This is a genomic window from Paraburkholderia sp. Ac-20347 (assembly GCF_017104805.1).
Lineage (GTDB): Bacteria > Pseudomonadota > Gammaproteobacteria > Burkholderiales > Burkholderiaceae > Paraburkholderia > Paraburkholderia tropica.
On sequence record NZ_JAAGPN010000022.1, the window covers coordinates 23,614 to 50,091 of the forward strand.

The window sequence follows — 26,478 nt, forward strand, 5'->3', positions numbered from 1 at the left end:
GGTGCGAGAGCTCAGCATATCGACGTTTGCAGCCGGGTCTTCGCCCATCGCCAGCATCACCTCGGTTTCCTCCGTTCCTCGAAACCGTTGACGGCGAATATCCGGCGCAGCGCTTCCAGTCATTCGAGCTTATCAAAGCGCGTAAACCGAGGCTTCGCAAATCACTCGGGCAAACAGGACAGCGCTGATAACGCACGCATGCGCCCTTCTCCACAGGCCGATCTAGCGGCGGGGCGCGGCAGCGCCACGGCCGGGCACTAAAAATGCATTGAGGTCGCGACAGAGCTTTATCGGCTATCTGCTCATCATGCCAAGGAGTGGAAAATGATCGGCGTCGTGATACCTGCACATAACGAGGCGAGCTGGCTCGGGCGATGCCTGCTCGCCGCCGCGCTGGCCGCGCGGCACGTCGAGTTGATGGGCGAATCGGTCTGCATCGTCGTCGTGCTCGATAGCTGCACCGACGATTCGGCGTGCGTCACGCAAGCATTCGGGGCAACCGCGCTCACGGTGCAGGCGCGCAACGTAGGCATCGCCCGCGCGACGGGTGCGAGCCATCTGATCGCACTGGGCGCGCGCTGGCTGGCGACGACGGACGCCGATACATGCGTCGCGCCCGACTGGATCGTGGCGCAACTGGCCCTGCGCGCCGATGTGGTTTGCGGAGCGGTTGAGGTCGACGACTGGGGCGCGCATCCACCGTGCGTGCGCGAAACGTGGTCGACGCATTATCGAAGCGTCGATGGACATCGCCATGTCCACGGAGCCAATCTTGGCGTGTGCGCGCGGGCGTATCAACGGGCGGGCGGATTTCCGCCGCTCGCGTGCGGCGAGGACGTGGCGCTCGTGGATCGGCTCACGGCGAACGGCGCGACGATTGCCTGGAGCGTTGCGCCGCGCGTGACGACGAGCGCGCGCACCGATTTCCGCATTCGCGGCGGCTTTGGCGATACCTTGTCGTCGTGGTCGACCGGCGTCGCCTGTGCTCCTGCAGACGTTACGTTGAACGGGATGCTGCAAGGAGAACATCATGAATAGCGCCGACGGATCGCTCTTTGTCGTCTCGCCTCATCTGGACGATGCGGTGTTCGGATGCGCCACGCTGCTGGCTGCGCAACCCGGCGCCACGGTCTGCACCGTATTCGCCGGGACGCCACGAGCGCCGCAGATTCAACCGTGGGATGAGGCGGCGGGTTTCAGCGATTCGTCCGAGGCGATGCGCGCCCGCACGCGAGAGGACGAACGCGCGCTCGCTCGCCTTGGCGCACGCGCGATTCGCCTGCCATTTCTCGACGGCCAGTATGGCGAACTGCCTTCTGTTCGCACTTTGGTGAGGGCTTTACTCGCGCGCTTTGAGCCGCGCGATCGATCCACGCTTGTGGTTCCGCTCGGGCTGAGGCACCCCGATCATCTGCGTGTAGCCGATGCATGGCTCGCACTGTTGCGAACGCGGGCCGTGCAGTCGTGCATCGTCTACGAAGATGCGATTCATCGTGCGGCGCCAGGCATCACGGCGACACGCCTCGACGAACTGGCGGCTGCGGGACTGCGTGTCGCCGCAGTCGATACGTCCTGGTATCCGCAGCGCGAAAGCGCGCGCGCACGGCGTGCGAAGCAGCTTGCCGTGCGGGCTTACGGCAGTCAGCTTCAGGCTTTTGGCGATGACGTACCCGCTGATCTGTCCGAACCGGAACGCTTCTGGCGCGTGGAGTCGCCGAGGCATCCGGGCGTGCCGCTTTCGCCTCGCGAGCGCTACGCCAGCGACTCTCTCGCGGCGACGCTCAGTTGATCGGCACACCAGACGTCGAGTGTGAAGTCCGCGTCGTCGATGTGCACGGCCTGCCGTAACGAAGCGGTGCGGGCATACCGATCGAACAGGCTGTGAACCGCGTAGCCGGTCATGAGGAAGTCGTCCGCATCGTGTCGCCAGTGACAGCACAGCAATGCGCCGTCATCATCGAGGGATGAACAAGCGAGTCGCGCGAGGGCGCAGCAACGCGCTTCGTCGAGATAGTACGCAAACTCGCTGATGACGATCAGATCGAAGCGACCTGCGGGCCAGTCCTGTGGCATGGCTCGCGTTTCGACTCTGGCAGTGGCGCGCTCTCCCAGTCGCTGACGTGCGAGCGCAACGGCATGCGGCGCGAAGTCGGCGCAAAGCAATGCGTCGCAGCGATCGGCAAGCAGCACGGAGAGTTCGCCGGTCGCACAGGCGGGTTCGAAACCGCGTCGATACGTCTCTCGCGGGAGCGCCGCCATCATCAGCGCACGCTTGCGCGCCTCGTACCAACTCGTGCGATAGCGCCACGGATCGGGATCGCACTCGAACGCTGCGTCGAATCGCGCGGCATCGTCCGCTCGCCGGGTGTGCATGCGGCCTCCTGTCGCCGTTATAGCTGCCAGTTCTCGCCCGTCCCGGAGAGCGCGACGCCCAGCGACGCGAGGTCGCGCTCGGCATGGCTCTGGCGCATGAACACAGCAAGGTCGGCCGTCATGTGCGCGAACCACGCGTCCTGGCAGAGCGGTCCGGCGCCCAAACCACGCGCGCATGCACGCAGGACGGTATCGCAGGCATCTTCGACGGCGGCGCGAACCCTCAATGCAGCGGCTGATCCGAAAGCGCGCGGGTCCGCGTCGATACATCGCGCCGATTCACGCAGTAATGCGCGCGCGGCGGCGAGTGCCGCGTCGGCTTCGCCGAGATGAGCGTGCAGATGCGGATCTTTGCGACGCGCGGCGACTTCGCGCAGGCGGACCGCGAGCGCCGCCGCCGCGCCGTACCAGCAGGCGGCGATACCTGCGCCGCCGTGCCAGAAACCGGGCCGTTCGAGGTAAGCGCGGGGCGGGCCGATGAGGACCGCGTCCGCGCCATCCATGTCGATCTCGACACTTTTCGTGGCCAGCATTCCCACCGCGTGCCACCCGCGCGTGCTGACGCGCAGATTGGGTTGCATCACGCGCAGCGCGGCGAGCCAGTCATTCCGCTCGTCATCGACACACGTCACGAGTGCGTGCGTGACGAAGGCCGCGCCGGAACACCACGGCTTCGTGCCCGAGAGCCGGACCTGCTGACCCTCTTTCCCGGTGACGCGCAGATCGTTGTGCGGCGCGCGCGCGGCCCACACGGCCCAGAGGTCCGGTGCTGCGTCTCCCGTCCGCGGCCGATGTGCGTCGAGTTCAGTCAGGATGGCGATCGCGTCGGCGTGCGCTTCGAAGATCTTCACCAGCGGCAGATCACGCGCGGCAACCGCGGCGAGAAAGCGCCAGCGCGCCAGCGTTTGACCGCCGCCGGGTTGCGGCAACGCGGGGCAGGCCTCGACAAGTCGATAGGCCGCCGAAGCCAGACCGACGGCATCGAGCGGAAACTCGATGCCGTGCAGGGCAGCGCCGTTTTCCGGTTCAGCGCGCTCCAGTGCATGCCAGACGTGGCCTTCGTGCATTCGCGCCTCCAGAACGTTGTCGAATCGGCTTATGTCGTACTTCGTGGCGTAGCGCCACTCCGCGCCATCGTCTGCACAGTCTCGCCGCATGAGGCGCGCGATGAAGATGCATCTGCGGTGCGCATTGGCAACGCGGTGCACCAGTTTCATTCCTGACGACGATGAGGTGCGGTAAGGGCTCTTAACGGCGACCGCGGTTTTTGCTGGCCCGAGCTCCTCAACGTCCGATGACCGCGCGCAAATTACGCGTAATCCATCCCGAAACGCCCGCTCGCGTGACGACGTGCACGACGCGCTTTGGCCCAACGATCAGCGAGCCCAGCATAATCGACCCTAACAGTGTCACCATCGGCGCATCCAGCAGGGCGCGACCGACATTGGAAACGGTCAGTGCCCGTTCCGAGCGCTGCGCCTTGCGGTTCCGCATGTCGCGCAGTTCGAGATTGGCCGCCAGTAACTTTGCGCGCGCGAGCGCCAGTCGTTCGAGGACAATCGCTTCCCGCTCGCGCCGCTGCTCGCTGAATTCATTCACTTCAGTGCCTCCTTGAGCGTTTCCAGATCGGCACGAAGCTCACGTTTTAGCACATCGAACGATTGCACCGGCCGCTGCGCACGATGCGCAAACCAGGCGACGAGGGAGACGGCGAACCAGCCGATGGCCACGCCCCAGACCACCGCGAGAAAATGCGGCGTGTTCCATGCGGTGGCCATCAGCGCGATGCAAAAGAACGAGAGGGTGAAGAGGCCGCTTACGGCGAGCGCCATCAACGCGATGAGTTCGCGGGTCAAACGCGCGCGTGTTTCTGCGAGCTCCACGGCGATCAGTTCGCCATATTCACCGACGCAGAGCAGCGCGAAGCGCGAGACATTGCGCCAGCTTTCCAGCTTTGAGTGAATTGACATGTTTCACCTCCTGCGTCTGCGCCGGTCGAACGTCGGTCGAACGTCAGTCGCGCACCGACGCCCAAAGCGCACCGGCCAGGAAGCCAATGGCGGCTGTCGCGCCGAGTACCAGCAGTGGGCTCTCCGAAACAGCGTCGCGCGCGACTTCCGCGGCGTCGGCCATCAATTGCTTCGACTCTCCGCACAGCGCCTTGGCGCTGCCTGAAATGCGCATGGCGGGATCGCCCAGCACGGCTCCCGCGGCGTCCTTCAGTTTGCCCGCTGCCTCGTCAACCACCCCTTCCGCTTTCGTCGTCATGGTGTTCTCCTCTTCGCGCACAGTTGCGCCATGTGATGGCTCAGATTCGGTAGGAGCAATAGGTGTGCCGCTCTGCGCGGAAAAGCTGCCGGGCAGGGAAAACGTGTAGAGAGGGGGCAAACGCCGGCGGTCTGACGGCTCACGTCTCGATGGAACGCAGATTGCGCTTGATGCACAGATGCACCGTTCCAGACGAGGCCTTTCATGGAAAAACCCCGACACGCCGGGCAGCGTGCCCGCGCCGGCTCGAAGCAGAATCTCCACGACTACCCCTATGCGTCAAGCGGATGGGGTTCGCTCGAGGCGGTGACGCGGATCCTCGTGCAGAAAAAGATGGTGTTGCGCGACGCGAGAATTCTGCCGCTCCAGAACAAGCCTGACGGTTTCATGTGTGTCAGTTGCTCGTGGGCGAAACCCGCCCATCCGCACGCCTTCGAGTTCTGCGAAAGCGGTGCGAAGGCGACGGGGCTCGCGGCAATGCCGTATGACATTCCGCGCGGGCGTCTCGTCGGACATGCGTGGCAGTGCGGACGCCGCAAGCGGTCGCTTTGAGCGATGGCGCGCATCAGGCCGTGGCGCTTACGCCCGCTAAGGCATGAAGACCGTCCGGCCCACGCGTGGGCGGCAAATGTGGGGGCGGGACTCGCCACTGTCGGCGCCGACAACGATCCGGGTGGCATCCTGACTTACTCGCTGGCGGGCGCGCAGTACGGCTTCGATCTCTTGTGGCTTTGCGTGCTGTCCGTGCCGTCGATGGTGGCGCTGCAATGGATCGCCAAGCGTTGGCGCGGTGACGGGCCGGGGACTGACGGAGAACATGCGGGAGCACTACGCGCGCTGGTTGTTCCTGCTCGCGGTCGCCCGGTTCCTGTTCGCCAACACGCTCAATATTGCAGCCGATGTGCTGGCAATGGGCGAGGCCGCGCAGTTGATTTTTAACGGCCCGGTTGGCTGGTTCGCGCTTGTGGTTGGTGGACTGTCGCTTGCGATGCAATGGTGCGTGCCTTACGCGCGTTATGCGCGCGTCGGAAAGTGACTTTGCGTCACCTTGTTCTGCTACGCGGGTACGCTGCTCGTGTCGGATGTGCCCTGGCGTGCGGCGCTCTGGGGTGCCTTCGTGCCGCACATTACCTGGTCGGAGCATTTTTTCGCCATGGTGCTGGCTGTGCTCGGAACGACCGTCAGCCCCTATCTGTTGTTTTCCCAGGCGGAGCAGGAAGTTGAGGCGCATCCGCGCGGGAGTGCGGCTGCCCAACCCGGCCGCGCGCCGTTGGCCGCCGACTCTGTGCAACTCCAAACGGCACGCCGCGAGACGCTGATTCGAACGATGCTGTCCAACGTCTTCGGCGCGCTGATTCTCGGTGCCGCGGCGGTGACGTTGCATGTACAGCACGTATCCCTCGCCGTGTCGCGCGACGCGGCGCAAAGCATTGCGCCGGTAGCGCACGGCTACGCTACGCAAATCCTCGGCATCGCGCTGCTCGGTACGGCGATGCTCGCGCTGCCGCCGCTGGCCGGTTCGGTGGCGCACGCGGCGGCAAGCACATTCGGCTGCACGCGCGGAGCCGAACGCGACCGCCGGATCGCCCTCACGCTGGTTGGGCTCATGACAGGCGGCGCACTCATCGCATTACTGTTTCATGCGTGCCGCGTCGACGCGGTCAGGGCCTGCTACTGGAGCGCGCTCGCCAACGGCATGACCGTGACGCCTGTGCTTTTCCTGCTTGTGCTCCTGAGCCGGCATCGCGAGGCCGTGGGCGCGCTGAAAACGCACGTCGTCGTGCAGTTGCTGAGCTGGTTTGCGGTGATGGCTACCGGCGCGGTGCTGACGGCTCATACGTTGCTGGAGATTTTTTGACGGGGGCGCGCTTGATCCGGGCGCGAAATGCCCGATTGCTGGCGCGCTCTCATGGCTCTGCGTCGGTGGCGCGTGCAACCGGGGCCGCCGTGCCCGTCGCAGCGGGTTCGATATCGTTCCATCCGCCGCCCAGCGCCTTGTAAAGCGAGACGAGATCGGTGCAGACCTGAAGCTGCCCTTGCTGCGCGTTCTGCCGCGCCGTGCTCAACTGGCGCTCGGCGTCGAGCACATCGATGAAGGTCACGATGCCTTTGCGGTAGCTGTCGCGCGCGAGGTCGAAAGCATGCTGCTGGTCGGCGACGCTTTCGTCGAGCGAGCTCAGCCGCTGCTGATCGGTCCGATAGACGACGAGCGCATTGTTCACGTCGCGCAGCGCGGCGAGCACCGTCTTGCGGTAATCGAGCGCGGCTTCCACCTGCTGCAATTTCGACAGCCGCAGATTAGACACCAGCGCGCCGCCCTGGAAGATCGGCAGCGACACGCTCGGTCCCCACGACCAGAAGAGGCTCGCCCAGTGCGCGAGATCGTGCGGCGTGGTCGCGCGCGTGCCCGCCTGGGCGCTGAGGGAGATGTCCGGATAGAACTGCGCGACCGCCACGCCGACATTGGCCGTCGCTACGTGCAGCGACGCTTCGGCGCGGCGGATGTCGGGGCGGCGGCGGGCGAGCGTCGCCGGCAGGCCGACGGGCACGGAAGGCGGCGTTGCTGGCAGCGTGCCAGCGGGAGAAAGTTCGGCATCGAGTGCGCCCGGCGCCACGCCGGTCAGCACCGCGAGCGCGTTGAGCGACTGCGCGATCTGCTGGTCGTATTGCGGCAGAATCGACTCGGTCTGGGCGCGCTGCGCCTGCGAGCGCGCCACGTCGAGCTGGCTTTCGAGTCCGTGCGCGGCGGCGCTTTGAGCGAGCGCCACCACCTCGCGTTGCTGGGCGATCAGCGCCTGCGTGGTCGCGCGCAGCATCTGTGCGCCGCGCAGTTGCATATAGGTTTCGGCGACTTCGGCTTCGAGCGACACCTGCGCGTCGTGCTGTGACTCCACGGCTTCGTCGGCTTGCGCGTTGGCCGCCTCGACGGAGCGCCTCACGCGCCCGAACAGGTCGAGTTCCCACGAGGCGTCGAAACCCAGTTGCCAGAGATTGACCGGCGCGGTCAGCTGATCGAGCGCGCTTTGCACGCCGCGCTCGACGCTCGCTCCCGAGCCCGGCGCGAAACTGTTCACGGGCGAGTCCGGCGCGCCGAGCCCATCGACCTTGTCGTACACGCCCGCCGACTCGAGTAAGCCCTTCGCGCCCAGTTGCTCGCGTTTGTAGCTCGCACTCGCGCGCACGTTCGGCAAGCCTTGTGCGGCGGCCTGCTGGGTCTGCTCGCGCGCCTCGGCAATGCGCACGACGGCGATGCGCAAATCCGGATTGCCCTGTACGGCACGCGCGATCAGCGAATCGAGCGTGGGGTCATTGAAGCTGCGCCACCAGGCCGGATCGGGATCGGACTCGATGGTGGGACTCGATGCAGTCCGGGCGTTTGAATGACCGCTCGTCTGCATCGCATGCCACTCGTCGGGCGCGTTTGCTTGCGGCGGCCTGAAATCGGGGCCGACCGTGCAGGCGCTGAGCGCCAACAGCGTGGCGAACGCGGGCAGCAGCGTAGTGGACAAGCTGGCGCGGTAGCGGGGCATGAGCGGGCGCATCTCAATGTCCTCCCGCCGCGCCGGACGCTTTCACCGGCGAGAATAGCAGCGCGAGCGGGATGAACAGCGCGCAGAAGCAGGCGAGGATGCCGAATACGTCGATATAGGCCAGGATCGTCGCCTGAGAAACAAAGGTCTCGTAGAGATGGCCGCTCGCGGTCTGCATGGCCTGAACAAGCGGCTCGCCCGTGCTGTCCATGATCGACTGGGCGTTACGAGCGAGCGTGTCCTGATAATTCTGCGAGAACGGCGACATGTGCCCCGAGAGATGCGCCATCCACGCTTGCGAGCGTTCGCGGATCAGCGCCGTCGACACCGAAATGCCAATCGATCCCGCCACGTTGCGGAACATCGTGAAGAGCGCGGACGCATCGTTGTTGAGGGCCGTCGGCACCGTGAGATAGGCGAGCGTCGTGACCGGCACGAACAGGAAGCCGATGGCGATCGACTGCGCGCTGCGCAGCTTCACGAGCGTCGTGTAGTCGATATCCGGCGTGAGCGTGCGTGCGTAGATCAGCGCGGCCACGAGCAGGATGAATCCCGTCATGATGAGCAGGCGCGTTTGTACATGGGGCATCAAGCGGCTGATAATGGGAATCTCCAGCGTGATGAGCAGCGCGCCGGGCGACAGCACGAGACCCGCGAGCGTGGCCGTGTAACCGAGCTGTTGCTGGGCGAGTTGCGGCACGATCACGGCGCTGCCGTACAGGACGGTCGCGAACGCGGCGATCATCACGCAGCCGAGCGCGAAATTCCGGTCGCGCATGCAGCGCAGGTCGACCACGGGATGCTTCGCGTAAAGCAGACGGCAGATCGCGCCGATAATGCCCAGCGCGGCCAGCACCGCGAACGTCACGATGAACGGCGACGAAAACCAGTCGTCGTCCTCGCCGCGGTCGAGCATGACCTGCAGGCAGCCGAGCCCAATCGCGATCAGCGCGATGCCAGGAAAATCAACCGTGCGCCAGTTCAGGGGCTGCCGCGTCTCGCGCTTGACCCACGGCGGATCTTCCACGAGTTGCAGCACGGCCAGTGTCGTGATCACGCCGACCGGCACGTTGAGCAGAAATACCCAGCGCCAGGTGAAGTTGTCAGTGATCCAGCCGCCGAGCGTCGGGCCGAGCACGGGCGCGACCACGATGGCCACGGCGGAAATGGAGAAGGCGCGGCCGCGCTGGCTCGGCTCGAAGGTATCGAGAATGATCGATTGCTGGTTTGGTTGCAGACCGCCGCCGAAAAACCCTTGCAGCACGCGAAAAATCACCAGTTGACCGAGACTCGACGCGATACCGCAGAGAAACGAGCAGATCGTGAACGCCACAATGCAGAGCATGAAATAGCGTTTGCGTCCCAGCACGCGGCCGAAGAACGCCGAGATCGGCAGCACAATGCCGTTGGCGACGAGATAGGACGTGAGCACCCAGGTCGCCTCGTCGTAGCTCGCCGACATCGTGCCCGCGATATGCGGCAGCGCGACGTTCACGATGGTCGTGTCGAGCACTTCCATGAAGGCCGCGAGCGTGACGGCGATCGCGGTCAGCCACGGATTGCCGGCGGGGCGCCAGGTGCGGGAAGCGTCGGTCATGGAGGTGGGCTCAATGGCTCAGGTACACCGTCGGCACGACGGAAATACCCAGTGGCAAGGGCTGATTCGCCTGCAGGCCGCTGTCGATCACGATCTTGACCGGCACGCGCTGCACGATTTTCACAAAATTCCCCGTTGCGTTTTCGGCGGGAAACGCGGAAAAACGCGAGCCGCTGCCGAGCTGCATGCTGTCGACATGGCCGCGCAGATCGAGCTTCGGCCACGCATCGACGCTGATCTTGACCTTGTCCCCGGGCCGCATGCGAGTCAGTTGCGACTCCTTGAAATTGGCCGTGATCCACACTTGCGGTGTGACGATCGAAAAAAGCGAGGTGCCCGCCTGGAGAAAGCTGCCGAACTGCACGTTGCGGCGCGTGATCCAGCCGTCCGACGGCGCCTGCAGATCGCACCACGCGAGGTTGAGGCGCGCGGATTCGAGCTGCGCCTGCGCTTGTGCCACCTGCTCGCGACGCGCCTCGACAGCGGCCACCGCCTGGCGGATCTGCTGCGGCACGAGCGCGGCGGTTTTCAACTGCGCCTGCGCGCTCATGACGTCGGCGTGCGAGCTGCGCTGCTGGGCGTTGGCGGTATCGATGTTTTGCTGCGTGGTCGCGCGCGGATCGACGCCATGCTGCCGCTCGTAGTCTGCCTGCGCGCGGGCGAAGTTCGCGTTGGCCGTTTCGATCTGCGCACGCGCCTGTTCGTACTGCGCGGGATACTGGACGCGCGCGATATCGAGCTGTGCCTGCACGGAGAGCAATTGCGCCTTCGCAAGACCCAGTTGTGCACGCGCCTGATCCACCTGGGCCGCGTAGTCGCGTTTGTCGATCTCGACGAGCAGGTCGCCCTTGTGCACGAACACGTTGTCGTTGACGTTCAATCGCGTGACGTAGCCGGAGACTTTCGGCGCGATGGTGATGGCGTTGCCGTCGGTGTAGGCGTCATCGGTGCTGACTTCGTTGCGCGTGGCGAACCACCAGATCAGCGCACCGATCGCGATGACGAGCACCACCACGCCAAGAATGATCAGTGGTTTTTTGCCCGGCCGTTTGCGGTCCTGGTTCTTGCCGCTTTTTTCGCTCTTGTCGTTCCTGCCGTCCTGTTCGCCGTCGCCGTGTTGCCGGGCGGCGAGCCGACGCGGTTTGTCCTTGTGGGCGCGCGACCATGCGCCGATGCCGCCGGGCGCTTCTCGGTCAGCCATGGGCGGCTCCCTGGAGGCGTGCGGTGGCCAAAGCGAAGAAGAGAGAGGGCATGCGGTGCTCGAATGAGGAGGACGGGGCGTCGACGGTGAGCAGACGCCCGGACGGCGCAAAGCGCGTGCCCATGCGAGTGCTGAAAGCGAATCGTCGGAATGAGCTCGGAAGTCAGAGGCGCGTTTATCGAGGGATCGCTTCGCGCAGACGCGTGACGTCCCAGCCGCGACGGGCGCGGTGTCGTTCGCCCACGCGTTGCGCATGGAACGCGCGATCGTGGGGGATTTCGGCGTCGGTCAATTGGATGCCCATTGCGGTCATCTTGCGCGGGTCGCCGCATTGCACGATGCGCGGGTGTGCAGAGTTTTCAATGGCTGGTCCCCACGGCATGTCGATTGCGCGAAGGCCAGTGGGACCATGCCGCTGCCCACGCGCGGAGGCGGCGAACCCATCGGGAGATAAGTGATGAAGACACGACTCGCAGCACTCGCCTGCACGCTGGCCTGCACCTTGCCGCTGACCGCGCGCTCGCAATCGCAACCGCAGCCCACCGAAGCCGCTTCGACGACCGCGTCCAATCCGCTCGCGCCCAGCGACCGCGATTTCGTGCAGGCGGCCTCGTCGGCGTCGTCCACGGAGATCGACGCCGCGAAGCTCGCGATGCACAACACGCAGAACAAGGACGTGCACGCCTTCGCGCGCAAGATGATGCTCGACCATATGAAGCTCACCGCCGAACTGAAGATGGCCGCGCCGCACGGCGTGACGGTTCCGAAGGACAACTCGGACACCTCCGTGCTCGATGCGCTGCGTTCGCTCAAGGGCGCGGAGTTCGACAAGGCCTACACGCAAAAGGTGGGTGTCGAGGGCCACAAGGAAGCGATTCAGGCGTTCCAGAAGGAGATTACCGAAGGGCAGGACGACAAGCTCAAGAGCGCTGCGCAAAAGGCGCTGCCGACGATCGAGGAGCATTACCGCATGTCGCAGACGCTGGCGCAAAAGGTGGGCGTGGAGGCGAACTGAGCGCGCGTTGTCGATGGTGCGCGAACGTAGTGCGCGCTAGCATCTCGTCTGCGAATGGGGCCGCAAGCGTGTGGCCCCCGCAGTCGACGCCAGCGCCATTCAGAGCTTCACGCCCCCGGCTTCGGGTGGTTCGCGCGGCTCGTCAAGAGGCGCCCCGGATTCGATGCGCTCCGCGTGCGCGAGCGGATCGCTCAGCCAGTGCGGCTCGGCGTGATAGTACTCGTGCAATTGCGTGGCCCAGCCGATATCGGCCATGCTCGGCCACGCCTCCTTGTCGAAGCCCGGCGCGTTCTTGACGTGTTCCGCTGTGACGTTGAGCAGAAAGCACTTCTGCGTGATGTCGAGCGTGAGCGCGGACCACGGCAGCGCCAGCAATTTATCGCCGATACCGAGAAAACCGCCGCTCGACAGGACGGCATAAGCGATCCGACCGCGTTGCACGTCGAGCATGATTTCCTTTATTTTTCCGAGATCCTGATCGTCCGAACTCAACACGCGATTTCCCTCCAGCGTGTTGGCGGCCATGATGTCCGGGCCGGGACCGGCAGCGGTCTCGCTGCCATTGCCGATGATCCGTGCGCCGGTTTGAGTGGATTGCGACTGGATTGCCATGTTGGCCTCCTTGAATGCTATGAGAGCAGCGGGGTGCGTTGCGTGAATAGCCTCGCAAGGCTCGCTCCCGAGTCGCATATCGATATGGATGTCTGAATAAAGTTTGGCTACTCGCGATCACCGCACGGTTTAGTCAGCGCTGAGGCCGTTGCGTACGTTCGCCACGCCGTCGATACCGGCGACGATACGGCCAGCTTTCTCCGTCCGCGCCGCGCGCGCCACGACGCCGCTGCGCGTTATGTTGCCGTTGCGCGTAGTAAATCGCCGCACGACCCGCGCCGTGAGCTGCGCACGCGTGGGCGGTCAGGCTCCGTTTCCGCCTTGCACCACAACGGCGCCCGTGCAGTCGATCAGCGCGCTGAAATTCGGCGACGCGGCACGTTGATCCGGAGTCCGAAACGGAACGACCCAGTGACGTGCTTCGTCATCCCAGTGGCTGCCAGGCTGGATTGCGAACTGCTTTCTGGCGAACGCGGGCGCAGTCGCGGCGGCGATCTTGCCTCTGAGCGCCTTCTCGCGCCATTGCGGCGGATGGTCGGCACACAGACCGGCTTCCGTCGGCTTACGGGACCACGGTTTCATTTCGGCGAGCACGAAGGTGGTGATCAACAGGGCCGCGCAAACGAGCGCGGCGAGGGTCGAGTTCTGGCGCGAGCGGCGACGGACAGCTGGCTGCATGAAGACTCCCGGAGATGAGGGGCGCGGCGCCCCGTTTGAGGTAGCTGCATGCTTCAGAGCGCAAGCACGATGCCCGTGAGATCGATCGATACCGGCGGCATGTCAATTGCTGGCGTCCTGGCGAACAAAGCTGGCGCGGGAGGCGGCGATGGCCAGGCAGCAGCCACTGATCGAGGTCTCCGAGCGGATTGCTGGCTCGCGCAAGGCGTTGGCGGGCGAGCTTCCGCGGGGGCTGCGCTATGTCGACGACTCGCGCCGTGGCTATACGCGAAAACGCCGCCATGGCGGATTCGTGTACTTCGACACGCAGGGCAAGCGCATCGACGGCGAACGGGAAATCCGCCGCATCCGTGCGCTGGCCATTCCGCCGGCCTATACCGATGTCTGGATCTGCCCGGATGCGCGCGGCCATCTTCAGGCGACGGGCCGAGACGCGCGCGGGCGCAAACAGTATCGCTATCATCCCGAGTGGCGCGCGACACGCGACGCCGACAAATACGGGCGTTTGCTCGCGTTTGGCGCGGCGCTGCCGAAGCTGCGCGCCTGCGTCGAACGCGACCTCGCGCTCGACGGCATGCCGCGTGACAAGGTGCTCGCGACCGTGGTGCGTCTGCTCGATACGACGCTGATCCGGATCGGGAGCGAAGAGTACGCGCGCGACAATCGCTCATACGGATTGACGACGCTGCGCAAGCGGCATCTGACCGTGTCGCCAGCTGGGCTGCGCTTCAGGTTTCGCGGCAAAAGCGGCATCGAGCACGACGTCGCCGTGAGCGATCCGCGCGTAGCGCGCATCATGAAGCGCTGTATGGATTTGCCGGGCCAGGAACTGTTTCAGTATCTCGACGCGGACGGCACGCGACACGTCGTCGATTCGTCGGACGTCAACGATTACCTGCGCGAGGCAACCGGCGCGGAATTCACGGCGAAGGACTATCGAACATGGGCCGGCAGCGTGTTCGCGCTCGCGGCGCTACGGAAGCTGGAGTGGGCGACGGTGATCGAGGCGCGCGCGCAACTGGTCAGCACCATCAAGGCGGTCTCGCAACTGCTGCGCAATACGCCCGCCGTCTGCCGCAAGTGTTACGTGCATCCGGCCATTATCGCGGCATTCGAGGCCGGTGAGCTCGCCGCAGCGATGTGCATTTCGCGCCGGCGCGGTTTGAAGAGCGATGAAGCTGCGCTCGTGATGTTTCTCGGCAAGCATGCAAAGGCGGTCGTGCAAACTGCCGCTTGAACGGCCTTCAAGGCTCGACGAAGCGAGCTGAACCGGGAAACCGGCATCCCGATTTCGTGCCGCATGGCATACGGATTGCGCTGAAAGCAGGCTCACTTTCCAGGCTCACTTTCAGGAGACACCCATGCCACATCGCAATCGTCCCAACAGCAAGGATCCCGCACAATCCCGCAGCGCCAGCCACACGGATGCCAAGTCTGAAAGTCTGGAGTCGTTCCGCACGCGCGCAGAGGGCGAAGCGTTGCGCACCAATCAGGGCGTGAAGATCGCCGACAACCAGAACTCGTTGCGCGCCGGTCCCCGTGGTCCATCGCTTCTCGAAGATTTCATCATGCGCGAGAAAATCACGCACTTCGACCACGAGCGCATTCCCGAAAGGATCGTACACGCACGCGGTTCCGCCGCACACGGCGTTTTTCAGGTCTACGAATCGCAAGCCGATCTCACGCGCGCAGGCTTTCTGCAGGACCCCGCGAAGCTGACGCCCGTTTATGTCCGTTTTTCGACTGTGCAAGGTCCGCGCGGCTCTGCAGATACCGTGCGAGACGTACGCGGTTTCGCAACCAAGTTTTATACCGATGAAGGTAATTTCGACCTCGTCGGGAATAACGTTCCGGTGTTCTTTATTCAGGACGCGATCAAGTTTCCCGATTTCGTTCACGCGGTCAAACCCGAGGCCCCCAACGAAATGCCGACGGGAGCCACCGCGCACGACACGTTCTGGGATTTCGTCTCGCTCGTGCCAGAAAGTGCGCATACAGTCATCTGGGCCATGTCGGATCGTGCGATTCCGCGCAGCCTGCGCACGATGGAAGGATTCGGCGTGCACACGTTCCGCCTGGTTAACGCGAAAGGGCAGGCGCGTTTCATTAAATGGCACTGGCGGCCGGTGCTCGGTTCCTATTCGCTGATCTGGGATGAAGCACAAAAGATCGCGGGCAAGGACCCGGATTTTCATCGGCGCGATTTGTGGGAAGCGATTGAGCGCGGAGATTATCCGGAGTACCAATTAGGTGTTCAGGTCATCGAGGAGGCCGACGAGCACAAATTCGGCTTCGACTTGCTCGATCCGACCAAACTCGTGCCGGAAGAACTGGTGCCGGTGAAGATCATCGGCAAAATGACGCTCAACCGCAATCCGGATAATTTTTTCGCGGAAACGGAGCAGGTTGCGTTTCATCCGGGTCATATCGTTCCGGGCATAGATTTCACGAACGACCCGCTTTTGCAGGGGCGCTTGTTCTCGTACACCGACACGCAGATCAGCCGTCTGGGCGGCCCCAATTTTCACGAGATACCTATTAATCGACCCGTGTGCCCGTATGCGAACAACCAGCGCGACGCCATGCACCGGCAGACGATTAACGTCGGACAGGCCTCTTATGAGCCCAATTCCGTCGGCGATGGCTGGCCGACGGAAACGCCGCCGGCCAAAGGCGGCTTCGAAAGTTATCAGGAGCGCGTGGAAGGCACGAAGATCCGTGTGCGCAGCGAGTCGTTCTCCGATCACTTCTCGCAGGCGACGATGTTCTATCAGAGCATGTCGACCCCCGAGAAGGAGCACATTGCGGCGGCTTATACGTTCGAGCTGGGCAAGGTGACGAAGCCGGAAATCCGTGAGCGCGTCGTCAACGAGATTCTCGCCAATATCGATGTCGACCTCGCCGCCCGCGTCGCACTGGCGCTGGGCATGCCAAAGGCGAAGGCGGGCAAGAAGCAAAGCAAGCCGGATCCGGCCGTTTCGCCTGCGCTCAGTCTGCTCAATCGCGTGAAGCCTGGCATCAAGACACGCAAGATCGCTTTGTTGGCGGCGCCGGGCGCGGATGCCGCCACGATCACTGCCGTGCGCGACGCACTGGCTAAGGAGGGCGCAACGGCGCTGATCGTCGCACCGACGCTCGCGCCTATCGACGGCCTTGTGCCCGACGCCACGATCGCGGGCATGCCGTCGGTGATGTTCGATGCGGTGTTCGTGACGGGCGGCGAGGTCGCGTCGCAAACGCTCGCGCAATCGGGCGACGCGCGCCATTTCGTGGCTGAGGCGTTCCGTCATCTGAAAGCGCTCGCCGCGATCGACACGGGGCGTTTGCTGCTTGCTGCCGCGCAGTTGCCCACGCAGGCGGACGGCGTGGCGCAAGGCGACGCGTCGGAGCTCAAGGCCGTGCTCAAGGCGTTCATCGAGTCGGCCGGACAGCATCGCGTCTGGACGCGCGCGGCACAGGCGGAATCGGTGCCGGCATGATGGGTGCTGATATCACGGCAGCAGTCGACTGAGGCGAAGATGAAAACACCAAGCCCTAAGAAAGCCAGGCCGCGCGAGAACGCGCAGACGCGCTTTTCCACCTGCGCGAAGCCGCTCGTGGACGAGGCGCTACAACGTGCCGAGCGGCTCGACGAGGATGCCGACGAACTGCACAAACTGCGCGTGGCGTTGCGGCAGCTGCGCACGCTGCTGTGGGCCTGGCGTCCGCTGCTCGACCGGGAGGAGGTGGACATTGAGCGCGCCTATCTGAAGCGTGCGGGCATGGCGGCGGGCAGCGCGCGCGACTGGGACATCGCGCTGCCGCTGCTGCGCGAGCATGCGGACGAGGCTGCGCTTGTTGACGAGCGAATGCAGGCCGCACGCGTCGAGGCGCGCGAACGGGCGCGCGCGACGTTGGCCGCCTCAGACCTCAAACCCGCCTTGCGCGACATGCTGCATACGATGAATCGCGCGTTGAATACGGCGCATGAGCGCGTCCCGGTCAAACGCTTTGCGCGCGATCGTGTTCGGACCGCGCAACGCGCCCTGAAAAAGCGCGAGCGCCGGGCGAAGCGCGCGAAACGTGACGATTACGCCGCGTGGCACGACGTCCGCAAAGCCGCGAAGAAATCGCGGTATCTGCTGGAGTTTTTCGCCACCGATTTGCCGCGTCGGGAGGTGAATCGTCTGAAGTCGCTCAAGAAGCTGCAGAGCCGCTTTGGCGCGCTAAACGACGCGGTCTCGGTGACGCATCTGGTCGATGCACATCGCGAAGTCTTTGCCAATGCAGCGAGCGGTGATGTCACGCTCGCTGCGCTCGCGCGTACGGGCAAACACAGGATGCGTCGGGCGGGGAAGTTGATCGGCGCGTGAGGAAGGCTTCGATGGACGAATGGAGGACGGGACGGCCGCTGCCCACCGCGGCCGGAGGGACGCAGCAGCGTTGGGGGGCGAGGGGCCGGTGCCTCTCGCAGATGTGGGAACTGGGCCCGCTTCGGCGGGCCGTTTTTTTGCCAGCCTTCCCATTGGGCAGCCGCGTGGTAGGGCGCCGTCGAGCGGGTCTTTTTTATGGCCTGACTTCTCACAGCACTCATGGTGCCTTTCCCTTACGTGGCCAACCCCGCCGATACGCAATTCATCGGCAGTCCGAGTGGGAGCGTGCATCGAGTAAGTCCCCATCTTCGCAGGCGCGACAACGAACGGCAGAAAGTCAGTTCAGGATCTGTCGAAGTAGGCCAGAGACTCATCGAACGTCACTTGGTGTTCATCGGCAGGTGCGCTCAAAGGCGACTTTGACGTGGCTATCGACCGCCGTTGGGCCGATTTCGATCCAACCCAACTGGCCAAGGACCATCAGAGCGTTAAACGCGGGCTTAGTCGATTGAGAGCTGGACGAGTGGCGACTCGAAAATCATAAGCAGCGACTTCTACGTTGGCGCGGCGTCGAAACGCCAGAGCCCAGACGCCGCGTCAACATCTGTGCCGCGGCATTGCGAAAGGTTTCCACCGCGGACGGCTAGGGGGCAATCAAGGTCCAGCCAGTCGAAAGCTACCGCTTCGACGGTCTCGCCGACGGCTTCGAGCGTCGTGAGCGGGGCGATCCTCAGGGCAGGCTCATGACGTGCGAATGGCATCAGGCACAATAGGCGCACGCTTATTGGGCGCCCGTGTCGTCGGAGGGATGGGCGCGCGGAGCGGAGGCGCCGTTGAACACCCCGGCCTGACGGTGTGGTTTCTTGCCCGGAGGATGGGTCCGCTGCTTCGCACTTAGTTCGCGGTCGCCTTTGGAACCCGGCGCGGTGGTGTGTTGCCCGAGTTCAGAACCATAGGGCGATGGGCCGGTACCCTGTGCCATCGCTGACGCGCAGGTGACTGCCGCGGCCAGCGCTGAGATAAGCAACAGGTGATCGCGCTTGTTCATGACGTTCCTCGCAAGTGTGCCGTTTAGAAGCGCAAGGGTTATGCCTCAACTTGAGGCGCGCACGCCTACGTCCGACAACACATTGCAACTGCATTGAATTCACGAGAGGAATTCTGAGCGACCCGGCCGCGTTGATGTCCGGACGTTCCAATCTGCACGTACCGGCGGCCCGATCTTTCCGGACATCGACGACTGAGCGTTCCCGACGGCGGCGGCGGGTGCCCTGAGCCCGGAGAGGGCCCGGTAAGGTCCTTCAGGCGGGGATGAACATTCCTACGGCCGCGAGCGCCATGAAGCCGGTTGCTATCCATCCCCCAGCCCTCAGGAGCCCTGCGATTCTAAATCTTCCCATTACGCGCGCGCTACTGCCCATTAACATTACGACTGCCATGACGGGTACCGCCGCGAGTCCGTTGATGACCGCACTCCAGTACAGCGCTTTCACGGGGTCAAGATGAAAGAAGGTTATTGCGATCCCACCCAGAATGGCTATTGCAATGACCGCATAGAATCCGCGCGCTAGCGTGAGGTGCAGCGAAAGGCTGCTGCGCCACCGCAACGCGCCTGCGGCGCCATAAGCGGCGGACCCCGCGAGCACCGGCAAGGCGAGCAGGCCTGTTCCGACGATCCCGGTGGCGAATACGTACGCGGCAAGATGTCCGGCAACAGGAGCGAGGGCTTTCGCGGCATCTGCGGACGTTTCGATTTTCACGTGGTGAACGTGGAGGGTCGCGGCGGCCGTCAGCATGATGAAGAACCCTACTCCGTTGGAGACACCCATGCCGATCCAGGTATCGGCGGAAATGCGCTTTATCTGCCGGTACGCGCGAAACGAAGAGATCCACCGCAGCGGCTGTCCTTCCGGCTTTGCGCGCATCTCTTCGACTTCCTGCGACGCCTGCCAGAAAAAGAGATACGGGCTGATCGTGGTGCCAAGGACCGCCACGACGGTCGTTAGATATTCGCCGGACAGATGCGTGCGCGGCCATACCACCGAGATTGCGACTTTCGCCCAGTCGATTGGAACGACGAAAGCGACCGCGACATAGGCGAAGAGAACCAGCGTGAGCCATTTAAGAATGCGCGCATAGCTTGCGTAAGGGACCGAGATCTGGATGACGGCTGAGCACAAGCCAATCGCGATGACGTAAAGATGCTCGGGCCCGGGAACAAGAAGGTGGATCGCGGCGCCCATCGCGGCGAGATCCGCGGCGATGTTGATGGTATTTGCGAGGGTAAGCAGCAGGACCAGAAGGAAGACAAGCCATTTTGGGCCGAACGCTCGCATATTCGAGGCAAGCCCCTTTCCGGTGACGCGCCCGATCCGGGCGCTGGTCATTTGGATAGCGACCATCAGCGGGTAGGTCAGCAAGAGCGTCCACAGGAGCGTCAGCCCAAACTGCGCTCCTGCTTGAGAATAAGTGCCGATGCCGCTAGGATCGTCGTCGGCTGCACCGGTGACCAGGCCGGGGCCGAGTCGAGAGAGCCATGACCGCTCGGTAGGGTCCGTGACTGCGGCTTCTGGCTCAAGTTGACCTTTGTCGGGACGATTCCTGTCATCCACGCTCCATCTCCTCGCGCCCGGGCGGCGGCATGGCGTACGGTCAGCAAATTCCGTTCCGTGCGCGAACGAGTGGCGTCCGACACCGGGCTGAACTTCGTTTGGTGATCCCTGGCTACAATTACGCGACGCGCGGCCGATGGTTGGTCGGTGAGCGCTTCGCGCGGTGAGGATACAAACAATGAAAGATTCAGACCTGGCTGCGAAGGCGGTCGCTCAGGCCGCGGCTGCGGCTAGCGGAGAGAATCCGCACCGCTACGTTGAAAAAGAGCGGCCAGAACTGATCGGTGCACTCGATCATGAAGTGCGCGTTGTCGTTACGGCCGCCGATTCGAGCGGGAGGAGTCGGAGCACGGCAATCCGCCACTAAAGGCCGCGAGTCGCCGCGTTTCCGGAAAACTTCATTGATTGAAAAGAGCGGGGACGCTCGTAAAAAAAGCGCTGGCAGTGCGAAAATGCAAAGCGAAGTCGATCTTTTTCGATCTGCGCCATGAGAAAGAAACGGCTGGATTAATGGAAGGAGCTAAAGGCGGGGAGGCGATATTTAAAACAGATTTATACAGTGCCGCGCCTGCAGTAACAAAAAATGAGCTATCCACCTCTCTTATCCGGGAGAAGCCAGATGGATAACGACGAGACTACCTATTGTTCTTCCTGCCTTCTGCTTCGGGCTAATCCTCGATTTGACGTTACCCATCTGCGACCGACCGGCGATGCCGTTTCGCTGGGCGACGAAAAGCGGGTCTATTTCGAGTGTCCGATATGCGCATCTGGATGGGCCTGCACCCGGGCGAGTTCCCGGCGGGCCGACGTTCGGTGGGAACCCAGAGCGCGAACATGAAAGCGCTGAGTTCAGAAATACAGAAAGCATGCTGTATTAAAAAAAGGCCGCCGAACACACGGGCCGGCGGCTTCGAGCGAGAGTGCCCACGCTACGGTGCGCAGGTGATTGCGGGAGGCAATCCTGCAAGAAATTAGCACCGCCGTTCTGGAATGTCCAGCGCCGATCCAAACTGTCGGCGGCGAACTGGCTCCCCAGAGCACCTGTCGGCAAGGTTAGACGGGCGAGAGCGCGCGAGTCAGAATGTGCCGCCAAAGTCGGGAGCGCCACGCGAACAAGTAAGCCTCTGGAGTTCCGCAATTGGTGGTTGGGCTTGCGAGAAGATTTTAAGCGGCGCTTTGCGAGACTTTCAGGTATGTCGATTGCTTCGGCTCCGGCATCCGTGGGGGGCGGTGGAGACGGTACTGTTAGTAGAAGATGCCCCGCAATTGCTCAACGCAATGGCAGCGCTCATCGAACTAGGCGGTTTCCGCGTCGTGATGGCAGTCAATGGACTTCAGGCGCTCCGAATCGCTCGCGACGAGTAACCCGCAGTCATCGTCACCGATTACATGTTGCCCGTGATGGACGGGGGCGAGCTGTTGCGAGAGTTGGCTAACGACTCGCGGCTGGCGAAAGTGCCAGTTGTGTTGGCGACGGCGCTTGCGGCTCCGCCCGCGGAAGTGCGGACGGCAGCCTATCTGCGTAAGCCGTTTGCGGCCGCGAGGCTCCTGTAGTTGCTAAAGCAACACACCGTGTAAGTGCAAGGCGCCCGGCCGTGGGCGGTGGGAAGGTCAGCCGACCGCCCGCGCAAAGCATTGGCGGGCACTTGATATGCATTGAAGGATCGGGCGCGATGGGACCCGCACGACATGAAGAGACGAAGGCTATCTGCCGGATGGGCCCTGACGCCGCTCGGGCGTTGCTATACGCGACGACCGGAGGGGCAATGCTGGCAGCTGTGTACGACCCCGATGACCTACTGGTCTAAGCGAACGAGGTGTTCATGCGAGCATTCGCGCTTGCCGAAATTCCGGAGCCGTTGATGTTCGCCGCAATCGTACTCCATAACGCGGCCAATAGCTGCGGAGCGGTAATTGAACACAACGATCCCCTGACGTTCATTCGGGACGCGCAGTCACGCAGGCGCGGCAGGCCTGGCCAACGAACTTTCCTCACGGACCTGCATGACGGTCGCTGGTTCCAAATGGTAGAGACGTTGCATGAAACCGGGTGGATCACGCTGCTTGGCATCGATCACATCGCACAGAAAAGCCTGGAACGCCAGCTCGAAACGGAACGCCGGTAGGCGTCACTCGAAGCAAATACCGACGCTCTGACAGGGTTGCCGAACCGTCGACAACTGCTGGACCTGCTTGAAACGGCGCTGAATCAGGAGGCCGAATCCCTGCCGTTCACGATTGCCATGGCCGATATCGACCAGTTCAAGGCGACCAACGACACTGGCGGCCACGCTGCAGGAGACGCGCCCTCGTCGACTTTGCAACGCTGGCACGCACGGTGATCCGTCCCCATGACGTCGTCGGCCGCATGGGGGGCGAAGAATTTCTGTTTATCTTCCCCGGCCTCCAGGAGGATGAGGCGGCAGCGACATTGTCAAGATTCATCGACCTCGTGAGCACGCGCGCAGGCGCGGACCTTCGTGTCTCAGCACCGCTCAGTTTTTTGTGTGGAGTGCATCGACTGCGTGGCGGCGAGGACTGTGCGTCCGCATTGAAACAGGCCGACAACGCACTGTATCGGGCCAAGCGAGCCGGGCGGGGGCGGGTTGAGCGCTCTGATCAACCGGCTGCTCAGGAACGGCATCTTGCGGAAACCCCGGGGGCCGGCGCGGGCAATCTTGTCCGTTTGGCCGATGAGTCGACTCAGACCTCGGCTGTGCTGACGCCTGCGGACTACCACGTAAAATTCGGGAAACGAATCACATCGCTCGGCTGGCTGGGCACCCTGAAGGTGCGGCGTTTGACTGACGGAAAGATTATCTATCCTTTCGATGGATGCACCGATATCGGGCCTTTCCGCACTCCCGACGAGGAGAGGGAGGCGGCGCGGCTGCTTGCTGACGACCTTGCCCGCCAAGACATAGAGAACCCGGAGCCGTAGCCCGCTTCTGTCCGCAGCGTGCCGCGTCGCCGGCGAGTATGGCCTGTTGGCTTTTTGTCTGCTTCGTCGTAATTTAACACCGTGAGGTGGCGGCTTCGGGGAACGTGAAAACGTAAAAGTCCGTCCAAACTGCTTGAATGTGTCGCTTGTTTTTGCGGATTTCGGGCAGCCGCGTTTTCTCTCGACTGTCTGATCGGACCGGCCCGCAGTCGGTGTCATCCGTATGGAGATAATCATGCTGGAATTGCAAGGGTGAATAATTGATCCTACGCCAGATTACGCTGTAGCAAAGTACTTCGCCCGTGCGCGGCTTGTACGGCTCCAGGCCGACGCGAAATCGGATCCGGAAATGCATATTGAGCATCACATCGGCTGGTTCGAGACTCCGGAGGACGCAACGCGCGTAGCAACAGAATGGGCGCACCAGTGGATCGCTAATCGCAATACTATGGTTTCAGGATTTTCCGTTCCACCGGACCGGCCGGCGCCGAAGAGTTCAACGAAGCGTTCGGCGAACAGATCCAACTGGAAAGGCCACGCGTAAGCTCAATCGATTCATATCAAACACGCGCCGCTAACCTGTGGGAATTTCTAACAATGGACTGGCGCCGCGGGCCGAAAGCCTGGCCGCAGCCGGAGCGGTCTGCCGCCTTCGCGCACTTTCGACGAGCATCAGTGGACATGGACAATTCGAGGACGAGTGACGCCCATCGTCGAGCGGACGATGTCGCGGCGTTTCGCGGCAGACGCAGCGTTTTGCTTACACGTCGGTGGCTGCGCGCCGTGCGGCAACACATGGGCTCCGGCCCGCCAGCCGCGAGGGCTTCGCGGGCCTGGTGAACCAGATGCCGCTGCTTTTCGCGGAGCTATGCGCGGCGATAGCACGGGGCAGCGCCGACCCCTTAGACAGTCGTGCCCAGCACGAGGCGCAGGCACACGCGCTGGAGAGGTGGCGGCAGGGCTTTGCGCTCGACGAGCTGTATCTCGAGCTGGATCTGCTTGAAAGATGCATACAGGCCAGCGTTCGTGAATACTTTGCAGGCGCTGAAAATCGTCACAGACAGGTACGCACGCATGAGGTAATCGAAACCTTCTTCAGCACCGCAATAAGAAGCGCTATGCGCCAATATCAGCAGGAGGCCGATTCTCGGCTTGCCGACGCCCTTGTCGAACGTGATGCGGCGGATTTCGCGCGACGCGGGAGCGAGGAGCGACTGCGTTTTGCCGCCGAGGCCGCCGGCCTTGGAATATTCGAGTGGGATCCCGGCAATGGTGATGCCGTATGGGAAAACACCCGAATGTTCGAAATCACTGGACAGGCTGCTGAGGCGGGTCCTTTGAGCGTAAAGCAGTTCGCTGAATTGGTTGTCGATCAGGACGAGTCGGCAGCCCTTCGTCATGCCCTGGGAACGGGAACCGCAGCCGAGCCGGCTTTTCATGCGATCTTCCGTATCCGTAGGCGCGGATCATCTGCGCCGACTTCGGTGGAGATTTTTGCATGTCTTATGCCGGGCCGCGAGGGCAGGCCGCGGCTTGTCTGCACGATGGCCGACGTCACGCGGCGGATCGAGGGAGAGGATGCGCTCAGGCAGGCAGACCGCCGTAAAGATATTTTTTCTTGCGACGCTTGCGCACGAGCTACGGAACCCGCTGGCACCGGTCATCAATGCCGCTCATCTGCTCAAGAAAGGCGATTTGCCGCCAGCGCAGTTGCGCTGGATTCAGGGGGTTATTGAGCGGCACGCGAGACATCTCGCCAGCCTCGTTGACGATCTGCTCGACGTGTCGCGAATCTCCGCGGGCAAAGTCAGGTTGCTCAAGGAAGTGCTCGACGTTCGTACGGTTGTCGAGCGGGCGATTGAAATCAAGGCGCCGGCAGCGGCGGCACGGCGGCACAGGCTCGAAGCGCCCCGTCTCGATCGCGCCCCTCCCACCTTCGTCTACGGAGATCCGACACGTCTGTCGCAGATTGTCTCGAATCTCGTCGACAACGCTATCAAGTACACGCCCGAAGGTGGCCACATCCAGCTGCGGATGAACGTGAGGGACGAGGTGGTGGTCCTGGAAGTCGAGGACAACGGGATTGGTATGGAACCCGATGCGATTCAGACGATGTTCCGTCTCTTCGAGCAGGAAGGCGGCGCGGGCGCCCCTAAGGCTGGCCTCGGCATCGGTCTGTCGGTAACCCGCGCGTTGGTTGCAATGCACGGGGGATCGGTGCGGGCAATGAGCGAGGGGCGAAGCAAAGGAAGCTGCTTCGTGGTCGAACTGCCGCTCTGCAATGAGCCTGCTGACGAGGCAATGATGCCATTGCGGAGCGGCGACCCGGGCGCCCGTTTGCGTGTCCTGGTGGTGGATGACAATTACGACGCCGCCGAATCGCTCGCTGCGGTTGTCGGCGAGTTCCATCAGGTGCGAACCGCCGGGTCCGGAGAAGATGCAGAACGTCTGGCCAGAGACTTTGTTCCAGATGCCGCTATCATTGATCTTGCGCTGCCTGGCATGAGCGGATACGACCTCGCCCGCTCGCTTCTGAATTCCATGGTACCGGAAGGCCGGCTCATTTTGATCGCCTTGACCGGGCACGGGCAGCCTGAAGATATAGAGCGTAGCCGCGGGGTGGGATTTGATCACCACCTGATCAAACCCGCGCGGCCGGAAGAAATTCTGACGTTGCTTGCGAACGCTGGCAGACGTTGTTCTTCGTCGTAGTGGCGGATCTCCTCCGTGGGCGTGGCGCGTCGCCCAGGCGCGCGCATTGCTAAGTCCAGGGCGCGGCAATCCGCGTCGAGCTGCAGCTGTGCAGGGGGGCCGCATTTGATGCCGGATTTACCGCCATGAAAGAACGAGCGACCATTCTATGCTGTCGACGTGGAAAGATCCTTCTCGTGGACCGGGGACGTTCGCGCTGGGCGTTGCCGGGAGGCTCAATCCGCGGAAACGAGTCTCCCGGATCCGCCGCCCGGCGTGAACTTCTGGAAGAGACGTCAATGGTGGTTGCCCGTCTCCAGTACGTGTTTCAGTTCGTCGGATTGAATAAACGTCATCACGTTTTCTTTTCGGTGCTGGGGGGCGGTGTCCACGTCAGACCTGCCAATGAAATCGTACGATGCCGGTGGTTTCACCCCGATGAAATCGGCCGCCTTGCAGTGAGCGTTCCGACGAGGGAGATCGTTGCTCTATTCAACGGCGTTGGCGAGACGGCTGCGCCGCCCGCCAGCTTCTGCCCAGCGCTGATGGCTCATGACACCCGTTAAAGGGGGCCGCCTCGGAGATTCGAGACGCGCTCTGCCCTTTAG

At 63.2% G+C, this 26,478-nt stretch carries 23 protein-coding genes and 3 pseudogenes; 13 read left to right on the forward strand and 13 right to left on the reverse strand.

Features of this window, described 5'->3' with window-relative positions:
• The first annotated feature begins 324 nt into the window (after nt 1–324).
• Both G3N97_RS06730 and G3N97_RS06735 read left to right on the forward strand, forming a co-directional pair.
• Nucleotides 325–1,038: a glycosyltransferase family A protein gene (locus tag G3N97_RS06730; protein ID WP_205992514.1), complete on the forward strand. Its 714-nt coding sequence runs from the start codon at nt 325–327 to the stop codon at nt 1,036–1,038.
• Nucleotides 1,031–1,789 (forward strand): PIG-L family deacetylase, encoded by a 759-nt coding sequence (locus G3N97_RS06735; RefSeq protein WP_205992515.1) that lies wholly within the window; start codon nt 1,031–1,033, stop codon nt 1,787–1,789. The genes G3N97_RS06730 and G3N97_RS06735 overlap by 8 nt, the downstream gene beginning before the upstream one ends.
• Here the strand turns inward: G3N97_RS06735 and G3N97_RS06740 are convergent.
• From G3N97_RS06740 to G3N97_RS06760, 5 genes are read right to left on the reverse strand one after another with little or no spacing between them, the layout of a single operon-like run.
• Entirely contained in the window at nt 1,753–2,373 is a 621-nt protein-coding gene (locus G3N97_RS06740; protein WP_205992516.1) for an SAM-dependent methyltransferase, read from the reverse strand. The genes G3N97_RS06735 and G3N97_RS06740 overlap by 37 nt on opposite strands.
• Before the next feature lie 17 nt (nt 2,374–2,390).
• On the reverse strand, nt 2,391–3,746 hold the full coding sequence (locus G3N97_RS06745) for an acyl-CoA dehydrogenase (protein ID WP_205992517.1): 1,356 nt from the start codon (nt 3,744–3,746) through the stop codon (nt 2,391–2,393).
• Entirely contained in the window at nt 3,658–3,972 is a 315-nt protein-coding gene (locus G3N97_RS06750) for a hypothetical protein (RefSeq protein WP_074987308.1), read from the reverse strand. The genes G3N97_RS06745 and G3N97_RS06750 overlap by 89 nt, the downstream gene beginning before the upstream one ends.
• Nucleotides 3,969–4,343, reverse strand: a complete 375-nt coding sequence (locus G3N97_RS06755) for a phage holin family protein (protein WP_205992518.1) — start codon at nt 4,341–4,343, stop codon at nt 3,969–3,971. Before G3N97_RS06755 ends, G3N97_RS06750 begins: the two co-directional genes overlap by 4 nt.
• 43 nt (nt 4,344–4,386) lie before the next feature.
• The gene (locus G3N97_RS06760) at nt 4,387–4,641 is read right to left on the reverse strand and encodes a CsbD family protein (protein ID WP_205992519.1); all 255 of its coding nucleotides are present in this window, start codon (nt 4,639–4,641) and stop codon (nt 4,387–4,389) included.
• 204 nt (nt 4,642–4,845) lie between these two features.
• On the opposite strand from G3N97_RS06760, the pseudogene G3N97_RS06765 reads away from it, so the two are divergent.
• Together G3N97_RS06765 and G3N97_RS06775 are read left to right on the forward strand one after the other, a co-directional pair.
• Nucleotides 4,846–5,106, forward strand: a pseudogene (locus tag G3N97_RS06765) (hypothetical protein); the annotation flags it as partial.
• 352 nt (nt 5,107–5,458) lie between these two features.
• Nucleotides 5,459–6,499: pseudogene (locus G3N97_RS06775) on the forward strand (divalent metal cation transporter).
• A gap of 49 nt (nt 6,500–6,548) precedes the next feature.
• Here G3N97_RS06775 and G3N97_RS06780 read toward each other — a convergent pair.
• Genes G3N97_RS06780 through G3N97_RS06790 form a run of 3 tightly spaced genes read right to left on the reverse strand, consistent with a single transcriptional unit; the run spans nt 6,549 to nt 10,969 of the window.
• Nucleotides 6,549–8,183: an efflux transporter outer membrane subunit gene (locus tag G3N97_RS06780; RefSeq protein ID WP_205992522.1), complete on the reverse strand. Its 1,635-nt coding sequence runs from the start codon at nt 8,181–8,183 to the stop codon at nt 6,549–6,551.
• 1 nt (nt 8,184) lies between these two features.
• Nucleotides 8,185–9,768 carry a DHA2 family efflux MFS transporter permease subunit gene (locus G3N97_RS06785; protein WP_205992523.1) on the reverse strand — a complete coding sequence of 528 codons (1,584 nt, stop codon included), beginning with the start codon at nt 9,766–9,768 and terminating at the stop codon, nt 8,185–8,187.
• A 10-nt stretch (nt 9,769–9,778) separates the two neighbouring features.
• On the reverse strand, nt 9,779–10,969 hold the full coding sequence (locus G3N97_RS06790; RefSeq protein ID WP_205992524.1) for an HlyD family secretion protein: 1,191 nt from the start codon (nt 10,967–10,969) through the stop codon (nt 9,779–9,781).
• A 457-nt stretch (nt 10,970–11,426) separates the two neighbouring features.
• Between G3N97_RS06790 and G3N97_RS06795 the strand changes: the two genes are divergently transcribed.
• Complete coding sequence (locus G3N97_RS06795) at nt 11,427–11,984, forward strand: DUF4142 domain-containing protein (protein ID WP_205992525.1); 558 nt, start codon at nt 11,427–11,429, stop codon at nt 11,982–11,984.
• Between the two features lie 99 nt (nt 11,985–12,083).
• Here G3N97_RS06795 and G3N97_RS06800 read toward each other — a convergent pair whose 3' ends face one another.
• Both G3N97_RS06800 and G3N97_RS06805 read right to left on the reverse strand, forming a co-directional pair.
• Nucleotides 12,084–12,596, reverse strand: coding sequence for a PRC-barrel domain-containing protein (locus G3N97_RS06800; protein ID WP_205992526.1), 513 nt, complete (start codon nt 12,594–12,596; stop codon nt 12,084–12,086).
• A gap of 303 nt (nt 12,597–12,899) precedes the next feature.
• Nucleotides 12,900–13,274 carry a hypothetical protein gene (locus G3N97_RS06805; RefSeq protein WP_205992527.1) on the reverse strand — a complete coding sequence of 125 codons (375 nt, stop codon included), beginning with the start codon at nt 13,272–13,274 and terminating at the stop codon, nt 12,900–12,902.
• A 148-nt stretch (nt 13,275–13,422) separates the two neighbouring features.
• On the opposite strand from G3N97_RS06805, the gene G3N97_RS06810 reads away from it, so the two are divergent.
• The 3 genes from G3N97_RS06810 (at nt 13,423) to G3N97_RS06820 (ending at nt 17,626) form a co-directional block, all read left to right on the forward strand.
• Nucleotides 13,423–14,511, forward strand: a complete 1,089-nt coding sequence (locus G3N97_RS06810; RefSeq protein WP_205992528.1) for a DNA topoisomerase IB — start codon at nt 13,423–13,425, stop codon at nt 14,509–14,511.
• 124 nt (nt 14,512–14,635) lie between these two features.
• Nucleotides 14,636–16,753, forward strand: coding sequence for a catalase HPII (katE, locus tag G3N97_RS06815; RefSeq protein WP_205992529.1), 2,118 nt, complete (start codon nt 14,636–14,638; stop codon nt 16,751–16,753).
• Between the two features lie 39 nt (nt 16,754–16,792).
• Nucleotides 16,793–17,626, forward strand: a complete 834-nt coding sequence (locus G3N97_RS06820; protein WP_205992530.1) for a CHAD domain-containing protein — start codon at nt 16,793–16,795, stop codon at nt 17,624–17,626.
• A 781-nt stretch (nt 17,627–18,407) separates the two neighbouring features.
• On the opposite strand, the gene G3N97_RS06825 is transcribed toward G3N97_RS06820, so the two are convergent.
• On the reverse strand, nt 18,408–18,674 hold the full coding sequence (locus tag G3N97_RS06825) for a hypothetical protein (protein WP_205992531.1): 267 nt from the start codon (nt 18,672–18,674) through the stop codon (nt 18,408–18,410).
• 253 nt (nt 18,675–18,927) lie between these two features.
• On the reverse strand, nt 18,928–20,238 hold the full coding sequence (locus tag G3N97_RS06830) for a divalent metal cation transporter (RefSeq protein ID WP_205992532.1): 1,311 nt from the start codon (nt 20,236–20,238) through the stop codon (nt 18,928–18,930).
• A gap of 1,823 nt (nt 20,239–22,061) precedes the next feature.
• Here G3N97_RS06830 and G3N97_RS06835 point away from each other — a divergent pair.
• The 3 genes and pseudogenes from G3N97_RS06835 (at nt 22,062) to G3N97_RS40125 (ending at nt 23,179) form a co-directional block, all read left to right on the forward strand.
• The gene (locus tag G3N97_RS06835; protein ID WP_205992533.1) at nt 22,062–22,364 is read left to right on the forward strand and encodes a hypothetical protein; all 303 of its coding nucleotides are present in this window, start codon (nt 22,062–22,064) and stop codon (nt 22,362–22,364) included.
• Nucleotides 22,365–22,400: 36 nt separating this feature from the next.
• A pseudogene (locus tag G3N97_RS40120) lies at nt 22,401–22,792 on the forward strand (GGDEF domain-containing protein); the annotation flags it as partial.
• Between the two features lie 162 nt (nt 22,793–22,954).
• Complete coding sequence (locus G3N97_RS40125) at nt 22,955–23,179, forward strand: DUF6723 family protein (RefSeq protein WP_346778027.1); 225 nt, start codon at nt 22,955–22,957, stop codon at nt 23,177–23,179.
• A gap of 902 nt (nt 23,180–24,081) precedes the next feature.
• Here G3N97_RS40125 and G3N97_RS06850 read toward each other — a convergent pair.
• Nucleotides 24,082–24,618 (reverse strand): hypothetical protein, encoded by a 537-nt coding sequence (locus G3N97_RS06850; RefSeq protein ID WP_205992536.1) that lies wholly within the window; start codon nt 24,616–24,618, stop codon nt 24,082–24,084.
• 139 nt (nt 24,619–24,757) lie between these two features.
• Between G3N97_RS06850 and G3N97_RS06855 the strand changes: the two genes are divergently transcribed.
• Complete coding sequence (locus tag G3N97_RS06855) at nt 24,758–25,891, forward strand: hybrid sensor histidine kinase/response regulator (protein ID WP_205992537.1); 1,134 nt, start codon at nt 24,758–24,760, stop codon at nt 25,889–25,891.
• 125 nt (nt 25,892–26,016) lie between these two features.
• On the forward strand, nt 26,017–26,436 hold the full coding sequence (locus G3N97_RS06860; protein WP_205992538.1) for an NUDIX hydrolase: 420 nt from the start codon (nt 26,017–26,019) through the stop codon (nt 26,434–26,436).
• Nucleotides 26,437–26,478: the final 42 nt, after the last annotated feature.